The sequence below is a fragment of the Bacteroidia bacterium genome (genome assembly GCA_019695265.1).
GTDB lineage: Bacteria > Bacteroidota > Bacteroidia > JAIBAJ01 > JAIBAJ01 > JAIBAJ01.
In genome coordinates this window covers 1-11,396 of record JAIBAJ010000114.1, presented here as the reverse complement: position 1 = coordinate 11,396, position 11,396 = coordinate 1, and the positions used below count along the sequence as shown (strand labels likewise).

Annotated in this window: 8 protein-coding genes; 6 read left to right on the top strand and 2 right to left on the bottom strand. The window is 38.8% G+C overall.

Translation table 11 applies throughout. The features are described 5' to 3' along the window. Both K1X82_13160 and K1X82_13155 read left to right on the top strand, forming a co-directional pair. On the top strand, positions 1-1,455 hold a 1,455-nt coding region (locus K1X82_13160; GenBank protein ID MBX7183055.1), incomplete at its 5' end, for a DNA topoisomerase IV subunit B. Positions 1,456-1,650: 195 nt separating this feature from the next. Then, positions 1,651-2,859 carry an ATP-binding protein gene (locus K1X82_13155; protein MBX7183054.1) on the top strand — a complete coding sequence of 403 codons (1,209 nt, stop codon included), beginning with the start codon at positions 1,651-1,653 and terminating at the stop codon, positions 2,857-2,859. A gap of 22 nt (positions 2,860-2,881) precedes the next feature. On the opposite strand, the gene hemE is transcribed toward K1X82_13155, so the two are convergent. Together hemE and K1X82_13145 are read right to left on the bottom strand one after the other, a co-directional pair. Beyond that, entirely contained in the window at positions 2,882-3,913 is a 1,032-nt protein-coding gene (hemE, locus tag K1X82_13150) for a uroporphyrinogen decarboxylase (protein ID MBX7183053.1), read from the bottom strand. Between the two features lie 870 nt (positions 3,914-4,783). Beyond that, entirely contained in the window at positions 4,784-5,224 is a 441-nt protein-coding gene (locus K1X82_13145) for a DUF2721 domain-containing protein (GenBank protein ID MBX7183052.1), read from the bottom strand. A gap of 172 nt (positions 5,225-5,396) precedes the next feature. Between K1X82_13145 and K1X82_13140 the strand changes: the two genes are divergently transcribed. The 4 genes from K1X82_13140 to K1X82_13125 form a co-directional block, all read left to right on the top strand. Beyond that, positions 5,397-8,087, top strand: a complete 2,691-nt coding sequence (locus tag K1X82_13140; protein ID MBX7183051.1) for a T9SS type A sorting domain-containing protein — start codon at positions 5,397-5,399, stop codon at positions 8,085-8,087. 930 nt (positions 8,088-9,017) lie between these two features. Beyond that, positions 9,018-9,422 carry a single-stranded DNA-binding protein gene (gene ssb, locus K1X82_13135; protein MBX7183050.1) on the top strand — a complete coding sequence of 135 codons (405 nt, stop codon included), beginning with the start codon at positions 9,018-9,020 and terminating at the stop codon, positions 9,420-9,422. 258 nt (positions 9,423-9,680) lie between these two features. Next, complete coding sequence (locus tag K1X82_13130; protein ID MBX7183049.1) at positions 9,681-10,769, top strand: site-specific integrase; 1,089 nt, start codon at positions 9,681-9,683, stop codon at positions 10,767-10,769. A gap of 159 nt (positions 10,770-10,928) precedes the next feature. Further along, positions 10,929-11,396, top strand: a 468-nt coding sequence (locus K1X82_13125) for a CHAP domain-containing protein (GenBank protein MBX7183048.1), incomplete at its 3' end; no start/stop codon positions are given.

Sequence of the window (11,396 nt, the reverse complement as noted above, 5' to 3'; positions counted from 1 at the left end):
ACCGAGCAATGGTTTCAACCCGATCCGGAAATTTTCAACCTTACCACAGAGTATAATTACGACACCCTTGCAACACGTATGCGGGAATTGTCTTACCTGAACAAAGGAATTACTATACACATCATCGATCGTCGTCAGGTAATGGAGGATGGAAGCTTTTTCAAAGAAACTTTCTATTCAGAGCGCGGTTTACAGGAGTTTGTAGAATATTTGGATGGCACCCGTGAGAAACTGATTGAAACTCCAATCCACATAGAAAGCGACAAATTTGGTATGCCTGTGGAGGTTTCCATGACCTACAACACTTCTTTCACAGAGAATGTTCATTCTTATGTAAACAATATCAACACACACGAAGGCGGCACTCACCTTGCCGGTTTCAGAAGAGGTTTGACAAGGACATTAAAAGGGTATGCAGACAAATCGGGCATGTTGGATAAAATCAAATTCGAGATAAGCGGAGATGATTTTAGAGAAGGATTAACAGCTGTTATTTCGGTGAAAGTTGCAGAACCTCAATTCGAAGGTCAGACTAAAACTAAACTTGGAAATAACGAGGTGATGGGGTCTGTAGATCAAGCAGTTGGAGAAATGCTTAACAACTACTTAGAAGAACATCCAAAGGAGGCCAGGCAAATTGTAAACAAGGTTATTTTAGCTGCAACTGCTCGTCATGCTGCCCGTAAAGCGCGTGAGATGGTGCAACGTAAAAACGTTTTAACCGGATCGGGATTACCGGGTAAATTATCTGACTGTTCTGAAAGTGATCCGGCTCAATGCGAAATTTACTTGGTGGAGGGAGATTCGGCGGGTGGAACGGCCAAGCAAGGTCGCGACCGTAAATTCCAGGCCATTTTACCTCTGCGTGGTAAAATCTTAAACGTAGAAAAAGCCATGCAGCATAAAATCTTCGATAACGAGGAGATTAAAAACATCTTTACTGCCTTAGGAGTAAGCATTGGTACAGAAGAAGATAGCAAACAATTGAACCTTACCAAGTTGCGCTATCACAAGGTAATAATCATGACCGATGCCGACGTGGACGGAAGCCACATTACCACCTTAATTATGACTTTCTACTTCCGGTATATGAAAGACTTAATTGAAAACGGTCACTTGTACATTGCCACTCCACCACTTTACCTGGTTAAAAAAGGCAAAGACGAGCGTTATTGCTGGAATGACGAAGAACGTATTGCAGCCATTAAAGACATGGTGGGAGAAAATGGAAAGGAAAGCAGTGTGACTATTCAACGATACAAAGGTTTGGGAGAAATGAATGCTGAGCAATTATGGTCTACTACCATGAATCCAACTACCAGAACTTTACGCCAAGTAACGATAGATAGTGCTGCTGAAGCAGATCGCATTTTCTCCATGCTTATGGGCGACGATGTACCGCCTCGTCGCGATTTCATTGAGAAAAACGCCAAATATGCGAAAATTGATGCTTAGATACTAACAAATCCTACCTTCTAAAACGGCCATTCTTGTAAGAGATTGGCCGTTTTTATTTAAGCTACTCCATTTTTATTTGATAGTAGAAAATACTTTTATTTGATAACGTCAAATACTTTTATTCGACAGAAAAATATACATTTGTTTTATAGAATCAAATAAAGATGTATTTTTGTGACGAATAAAGTCCAAATGGTAACCCAAATCGCAATAGAGGAAGTTCTGGAAACACAATATGAGTTCTGGAAAACCAAGAAAATTGGTACAGAAAGAACGGTTTTGAAAGGCTTAAAAATCTTAGATAACTTTGCCTTAATCCTAACTGGAATAAGACGTTGTGGGAAAAGTACACTCTTGCTTCAGTTGATGCATGAGCAACCCGAGCATGTTCTTTTTTTGAATTTTGAAGATCCAAGGTTGGCCGGGTTTGAAACGGATGATTATAGGCGTTTGGATGTGGCCATAAAAAAACGAAATGCCCAAACTTTGTATTTTGATGAAATACAAATGATGGAAAATTGGGAGCTCTATGTGAGGCAAAAGTTGGATGAGGGCTTAAAGGTCGTAGTAACCGGATCAAATGCCACACTGTTGAGCAAGGAATTAGGAACGAAACTGACGGGCCGCCATCTTTCGTCCGAGCTTTTTCCCTTTTCGTATCCCGAGTTTTTACAGTTCAAAAACCTTGAAAACAGCTTGGAATCTGTAACGCTTTACATACGTGAAGGCGGTTTTCCGGAATACCTTCGGTTGCAAGAACCTAGCATATTACACCAACTTCTGGATGATATCTTGTTGCGCGACATAGCCGTTCGTTACGGTGTTAGAGATGCCAATTCTTTGCGCCGCTTAGCTGTTTATTTGCTTTCCAACATTACCAAACCAGTATCAGCCAACAAACTGGCCTCTACATTCAACATAAAGGCGGTGAGCACTATATTGGAATATTTCTCCTATATGGAAAATGCCTATTTGGTTCAATTTGTTTCGAAATTCAGTTATTCGGTGCAAACACAAATACGAAATCCTAAGAAAGTGTATGCCATTGATTTAGGCCTATTTACCCATAATTCGATTGTATTTACAGAGGAACAAGGCCGAAGATTAGAAAACTGTGTTTATCTGCATTTTCGCCGAAAAGGTATGGAACTCTTTTACTACCAAGAAAAGAAAGAATGCGATTTTATAGTGATGAAAAAAGACTTGGTACAAGAAGCAATACAAGTATGCTATGAAGTAAACGACGAAAACATCCACCGCGAAATGGCTGGTTTACTGGATGCTATGGCTTTCTTAAAGCTAGAGAAAGGGCGAATCATCACCTTTAACCAAAGCGATGTGTTTACCAAGGATGGAAAGGAAATCCAACTGGTTCCGATCATGGATCTTTTGATGGAATAAAAAGAGAAAGAGTGGCTTTAACCTAAACTACCCCAAATTCCTTGATAGCCTCCACAAAGCAAAGCGCCTTTTCCTTTTCAATATCCGGATAAAGTCCATGTCCTAGGTTGGCTATATAGCGCTGTTTACCAAAGGCTTGCAACATATTTTTTGTTTCCTTGCGGATGGTTTCAAAATCACTATATAGCAAACATGGATCTAAATTCCCTTGTAGTGTTTTAGTGGCACCTACCTCTTCCCTGCTCCACTTGGGATCCATATTCCAATCCAGGCCAATGGTTTGGCAAGGAAGCTGTCCCATCTCATTCAATGCAAAAAATGCGCCTTTGGCAAAGACAGTCATTGGAACTGATTGAATTGCCTGACATATTTGGCGAATGTATGCCAAACCAAAACTTGAATATTGTGTTGGACTCAAGCATCCGGCCCAGGAATCGAACAATTGAACCATATCGGCGCCGGCGGCAATTTGTCCTTGCAAATAATGAATGGTAGAATCCGTAATTTTTTGCAATAAAGCATGCGATTCAACGGGATGAGTGTATAAGAATTTTTTGGCTTTTGAAAAGGTTTTGCTTCCACTTCCTTCCACCATATAGGCAAAAATGGTGAAGGGGGCACCGGCAAACCCAATAAGTGGAACTCGTCCGTTAAGTTCCTTTTTGGTCAACTTAATAGCCTCATTCATATAACCGATTGTATCTTCATTGCAAACCAACAACTTATCTATATCAGACATGCTTTGAATTGTTTGTTCAAACCAAGGTCCTTTACTTTCGATCATTTGGTAAGGAAGTCCCATAGCTTCAGGAACCGTTAGAATATCGGAAAAGATAATGGCCGCGTCTACCCCAAAATAATCGACCGGTTGTATAGTAACTTCGCAAGCCATTTCCGGATTCTTCACAAATTCAATAAAATTTTTGGCTTGGGATCGAACAGCTTTATATTGGGGCAATACCCGTCCGGCTTGGCGCATCATCCAAACAGGCACACGTTCAACATGTTCGCCTTTGGCTGCACGTATGATTAGGTCGTTTTTTAATTCAGACATTGGGGACAAAGGTAGGAAGGAACTTGGCTTAAACCCAAATTCCGGATTAGAATTCTATTTCGGCTTTCAGTGTTTCAAATTAAAGGGTTTCCGAAGGTATTGCCTTCAAAATTCTTCATGATCCCAAAATTGTCAATAGAAATTTTAAACTATGTTTCGAGACAAGTGTTAGTAAGGCTTTCAAGTAATTTTTACCGAGAGAACATTATGTAATATCAATTTATATATTAGTTTTCTTATGTAAAATTGTTATAACATAATGTATCCTCGGCATATTCCTAAGTTTGAAAGAAAACCTAACTAACACTAGCTCGGGATTAACCCAAATCATCCCACATCCCATCGCGCTTGTCATTTGTTCACTTCGTTTCAAATGACAATTTTGGGTTTATATCTACCCTATAGCAACCAGGAACTTTGTATGCTTTGCATTTGAAGTACTTATAACGACTTCTATATTGGTTTAATTCCATTTTATATTGGCAGAATTCCTTGATAATTGCAGCAATATAGAACTTTCATTTCCCTGGAAAGACCGATTGAAAGCAAAACAAGCTAAGCTAAACCCGATAGAAGCAAATAGCTTTGCGGATTGGTCAAGCTTGGAAAGAGAAAAAATTGTGAATTAACCGTTGCAATTAGTAGGAAGCACACCGCAAACTATAGCTGATAGCGGGGATACCGATACTTAAAAGAGCTGAACCTTCCTTTTCCTAAAAAAAACTGATTTAAATTCATTTGCCGCCCAACGATACAAACAACTTGTTCAGACGAGAATAACCATCATCAAACTAACGTTAAAATACCAAAGAAACCTGAGTAGTTTGGGTTGCCCTCCCTTAAATTATTTCTAAACCAAGCCAATACGTCCTATTTCATTAGGCGAATTGTACGGGATGACAAATGCACTTCGCGCAGAAAGTAGGCCAAACCCACAACCAGAGCCAGGGTTGCCAGAGAAAAAAAAGCACCGATAATCCAATTAAATGGAATAGAAAAAAGCACTTCAAGAAAAAGAATTACAATGACCATGCAGACAAAAAGTGCAGAAAAGGTGCACATGGTAATTGCAATGCTGGTTAATTTCCTCCGCTTTTCCAGGGTTTCGAGCTCTTCTTGAATGGCTTTTAGACTAATAACCTGCTTGGCCGATGGATTTTCGGTTAGGAATCGTCCACGGTCGATAATTCGGGAAAGTCTGCCTGACATGACATTGAGCAAGCCGGCCACCCCTGTAAGCAAGAAAACAGGCCCTAAAGCCAACTGAATGGCGTTGGAAATATCGCTGATGGAATTGGGGAAGAGTGTCATTGAAATGAAAAGGGTTATTTATTGTGGGTTCAAAGGTAGAAAATGCAGCGCAATGATTGCGGACTCAGCCTGGTGAATATACGTATCATCCTAAGCAATATGACCAAAATCAGTCGACAAGTTTATGTTTTTAATGGTTAAAACAATGTTACATTTGCACAAATACATTGTAATGAAAAGACTAGTACTCCTGTTTTTTGGAATGATTTCGATAGGTGCAACAGCTCAGAATGTAACTATTCCGGATGTGAATTTCAAAAACGCCTTATTGGCTGATGTTTCCATTAATACCAACAGTGATGGGGAAATTAGCATTGCGGAAGCTGCCAATTTTACCGGGCAATTGTACCTAGGCAACAACAATATTTCAGACCTAACCGGCATTGAAGCCTTCACTTCCATTTCTTATCTCGATGTTTCTTCCAACAATTTAACCAGTTTAGATTTGCATCTAAACACCAATCTTGGAAATGTGGTTTGCTCCTATAATTCCATTTCAACCTTAAACCTGACAGGACTTAGTTCGCTCTACAATTTGGAATGTCAATACAACCAATTAAGTTCCTTGGTTTTAGTTTCGAACACCTATTTGATGGCATTAAATTGCTCCAACAACCTTATAAATGAGTTGGGTTTAAACAATTGTAACTTGCTTTATTTCTTGGATTGTTCTTCCAACTATTTAACGGAGCTGAATGTCCGAAACGGAAACAATACCAATGTTAGCGAATTTAACGCAACCAACAATCCTTTTCTTGCTTGTATTACCGTGGACGATGTAAGTTATAGCACCCAAAACTGGACTAACATTGACGCAAATACCAGCTTTAGCACAGGTTGTACCGGAACCTATGTATTTATTCCGGATCCAAATTTCAAAGCGGCCTTGGTAAATGATGCAACTATTAATAACGACCAGGATCTTAATATTTCTTTTTCAGAAGCAGCCAATGCTACCACCATTCATGCCACCAACAAAGGAATTTATGATTTAACCGGATTAGAAGCCTTTACCAATTTACTATTTCTGTATGCCGATTCCAATCATTTAACACGGGCCAACATTGCCGCCAATCCTAACTTAATTTTATTCAAGGTGGCCAGTAATTCCATTCAGAATTTAGATTTCAGCAATAATAGTCAGTTAATTCGGGTTGATGTTCAACATAATTTTCTATCTTTTTTAGACTTAAGCAACCTAAGCAATTTGCAGTTCTTCTTTGGAATGAACAATAGTTTCAGTTCTATAGACCTAACCAATAACACCTCTTTAATAGGTTTAAGTTGCAGTGGAACTTTTTCAACGTTGGATTTAAGTCAAAATACCCAACTAGATTCTTTAGCCATTTGGACTTATTCTTTGGCTAGCTTGGATTTGAGTAACAACACTGCATTAAAATACTTGTATATGCCTTATTGCAATACCTATTCAGTAGACCTTTCACACTGCAATAATTTAATAAAAGTTGATATTTTTAATAACCAACTTACCGATTTAGACCTCAGTAATCGCTCCTACCTTCAGGAGCTAAACTGTCAGTCCAATCTTTTACAAACTATTAATTTGAATGGATCGGATCAACTAAAAAAGATAGATTGCAGTGCGAACCAACTTACACAATTAGATTTTTCCAATTTTCCACTTTTAGAGAAGCTTGATTGCCATTCCAATTCCCTCACCGAATTAAATGTTCAAAATGGAAACAATCCGGCAATTACCTATTTCGATGCTTCTATTAATTCAAGCTTAAGTTGCATTCAGGTTGATAACCCTGCATTTTCTTATGCTGCCTGGGCAACAGGAATTGATGGAACTACCAGTTTCAGCACCTCGTGTTTATCATCTTGCGACCAATACATCTCTGGTTATATTACGGATGGAGGTTTAGGTAATTTTCCGGTATTGGGCATTAGTGACACCATTCTTGTTCGCTTATTGGCTGTTGAAGACCAAGACAGTTTAGCTTGGGACACCGTAGATGTTTTCCAAATTACCTTACCCAACGATTCTGCTTTTTACCAATTTGGTCCTATTTCAGAAGGCAATTACGTTATACATGCCACTTACACTTCTGCTGTTGCAGGTGAAAACTACATACCAACTTTCAGCGGAAACACCTATTTATATCAGCAGGCCGATACCATACAGGTAAACACCTGTGACTCCCTCTCCTACTCCATCGACTTAATTAACCCCAATTTACAAAACGGTGATGGAGCCTTAAGTGGTTTTATCTATTTCTACAATTTCCTGTTGGGTAAAACCGAATCAAACGACCCCATTCCTTTAATTGACGTGGTAATTGAAAAAGATTCTACACCGTCCGGACATTACTTACCTGTTCGGTATGAAGAAGCTAATTTGGTTGCGGGTTTCAATAATTTATACTTCTATCATTCCGATAGTTTGCCTATGGGAACTTACCGCATTCAGGTGGTGGTAGCCGGTATTCCTCAGGTAGGAAATTACAGTCCGGTATTGACCATTGTAAACGATTCCATTCCGCATTTGAATTTTTGCGCAGATTCCTTTTCGCTTGGAGTCATCACCATTTGCGACTTTGACACAGTTTCCGGTTTGGTGGTAGGTATTGGAAGCGAGCATGAAGAACCCGGAGTATTAGCACCTAACCCAAATAATGGCAATTTTAATTTGATTTGGCAAGGTATTGAACAAGCTGGAACCTTAGAAATTAGCGATTTACATGGCAAGTTAATTTACCGTACTTCGGTGGCTGAGAACGAATTTAAAAACGGAAAAAACTACCATATCAATTCTTTATATCCGGGAATTTACCAGGTTCAACTTAGATCAGGGAATAGATATAAAGTTCAGAAGATGGTGGTTTTGGAAATGGAATAAAGTTTTTGGCTTTAGTTCCGGTTCAGTTTTATTATTAGGCGGGTCCCATTCGCTTTGAAATTTATTTTTCATCCATTCATTATCAAGGCGAATGGTCGGGCTATCCGTTACAAGTCCTCGCCGCCCGGGCTAACGCCACGGCCGTCTGTGGGCTTTCCACTTCTATCCCTACCCGGACCAAACCCCAACCTTTTGTATTTCAAATCAGTATTGAAATTGACTTTGCATTTTTTTTTAGGCATGAATAGTCGGGCTTTGCATACATCAACGTAATCAATCAATCTTGCACAAAGCACCTTCCCTTCTCTTAGCAAATACCGCTGTCATTCTATAACCAGTTATTGGATTATAATACCTGTGAAAATCCAACCCCGCACCATCCGACTTTGCAAAGGCGCTTGATAAAACTAGGGAGGCGAGACGGTTGAATGGGCTTGCACCTCGGGCAACGATAGAGGCAGGTAGCCCACAGGCCACGCGGCGCTAGCCAAGTGTGCCGAGGACTACAGCCGATAGCGTGACCCGAAAGCCGATGCACCATTTCCGTAGTATTGGTCAAGCTTTGGGAGGCCGAGGGGGCCCGCATTAAAATAAAAAACCTCCCAAAAAGCGAAAAATCAAAATGATTAACTGTTAATAACCACAAAAAATAAGAATCTAACCAAGGCAATTCATATTGCATCTTAGTCAACAAATTACTTAAAATGAAATCCATAACAAATAAAACCAGGAAAATTTTATTTACAAATAATTAATTATCAATTAAATATATAAATTCATTTTTTATAATTCCCAATTTCCTCTTCGAAAAGTCAACATCCAGTAAACAAAAAAATCCATCTGATAAAAATAACATATATTAGGAATTTATTTCTACTTGGTATTACAAAACAATCTTCCTTTGTCTCATTAATTTTAAATCATTTTTTTATGGGATCACTAAACAAAGTCTTATTAATTGGAAATTTGGGCAAAGACCCTGAGATCAGAAACCTGGAAAATGGGGCTACCGTTGCTCACTTTTCTATTGCCACCACCGAATATTACAAGGATAAAAGTGGCAACAGGCAGGACCAAACGGAATGGCATAATATTGTTGCCTGGAGGAACTTGGCTGAATTAAGTGAAAAGTACCTCAAGAAGGGAATGCAGGTTCACATTGAGGGACGGATTAAGTCGAGAAACTGGGAAGACAAAGAAGGTAAAAAACATTACCAAACTGAAATTCTTGCTGATGACATCATTTTCTTGGACAAAATGGAGAACAGCAAAGGATCATCTAAAACTTTCCCTGTTGCGACAGAATCCAAACAGGGTGGTGATTTACCTTTTTAAATTTCCGGCAAGGGGCTATTTTAGCGAGTAGCCCCTTGTTTCCCCTACTCTATTTATACCTTTATCAGGATCGGGAAAGGGGAACTTTTGTTTTCGGTTTAATAATGGGGCTTGGTTATATTAAAGGGAATCGAAAATGCTTTATTCAAAGGGAACTTATTATAGTTTACCGCCAAGTCAAACGATTCCAATTCTCAACCTGTTTTCAAATATTAGAAGACAGGGAACAATATTTTATTTCAATCAAAATACACCAGAATGACTAAGGAAGAGTTATTGCGGGCCATTCAATTGCTTTCTCTTACGGTAACGAAGGTTAGGCATAGGGAATGCGACAAACTGAAGATCGACTTTGAGAAAGACCAACTCAAGATCAAAGCAATTAAAAAAATTGAAGGTAGTTGTTGGAGCGAAACATTTCAGTCTTGGTTGATACCGGATAGTACTGCTAAGTTAGAGCAGTTGATAAAATTAATGGGATATAGGCCGGAGGGGGACACTCTAAGGAGCAGTCATATTATTAAAATTGAACAATTTAAGAAATGGATGGGCAGCAAACGATATAGTAAAAATTCGATTAAGACTTATTCGGACGCTTTACTCACCTTTTTCCGTTATATGGGCGATAAACCGGTTGAGGAAATCAATCATTTAGACATATTAGCCTTTAACAATCAGTATATTATAGCCAACAAACTATCATCATCGTATCAGAATCAGGTAGTTAATGCCATCAAATTATTTTTCGACAAGGTGGAGGGGTCCAAGTTGCAAATAGAATTGGTTCATCGTCCCAAGCGTTCTCATCTTTTACCCAATGTATTAAGTAAGGAAGAAGTAAAATTAATACTAAATGCTTCTACGAATTTGAAGCATAGAACAATGTTATCGTTAATATACAGTTGTGGATTGAGGCGTAGTGAGTTATTAAATTTAAGGCCACATGACATTGATTCCAATCGGATGGTAATCATTATTCGACAGGCCAAGGGCAGAAAAGACCGGATTGCGCCCTTATCGGACAAGATTTTAAAGATGTTAAGGGAGTACTACAGTTATTACAAGCCTATGACTTGGTTATTTGAGGGTCAAAAGGCGAATGAGCCATACAATGAAAGGAGTTTGAGTAATGTATTAAAGCAATGCATAGCGAAGGTTGGAATAAGAAAGCCTGTAACATTGCATTGGTTACGTCATAGTTATGCTACACATTTATTAGAGAAGGGTACAGATTTGCGTTACATTCAGGAGTTACTTGGACATCGGAGCAGTAAGACAACGGAGATATACACCCATGTAAGCACTCAGAGCATTCAGAAAATTATCAGTCCATTCGATGAATTATAGGGAACTATTGATACATTTGCTACAACTAAGTACCTAAAAAACCAGCACATATCCTACCATTTTTGGACGGACATATGCCAAATTTTGGCCGGTACAAGGTAGTTATGCGGCAGCTTAAAAGACGACACAGCAGACAATTAACAGACAGAAAAATTGAAAATTAAACGTTGGACATATTTACTAATCGGACTTCTAATATTAAGTTTCGGTGGACTTTGGACTTTTAAAAAGTTCAACTTCAATACTGACTTTTCTGTCGGACAACAAGTTGACAGTTTGAACGGAGTTTACGTTTACTACAACGGTGGTGTTGACAATGTAACAGGGAGAAACACAACAGCAGACGGATATAACTTAGGACTAAAATACCAATGTGTTGAATTTGTAAAACGTTATTATTACGAGCACCTAAAACACAAAATGCCTGACAGTTACGGACACGCAAAAGACTTTTTTGACAACACTTTGAAAGACGGACAGAAAAGTAAAAAAAGAGACCTAACTCAATACACAAATCCGAGTAACACAAAACCAAAGGTTGACGACCTTTTAATTTTTGACGGCACGACATTTAATAAATATGGACACGTTGCTATTGTATCAAACGTGACAGAAAAGGAACTTGAA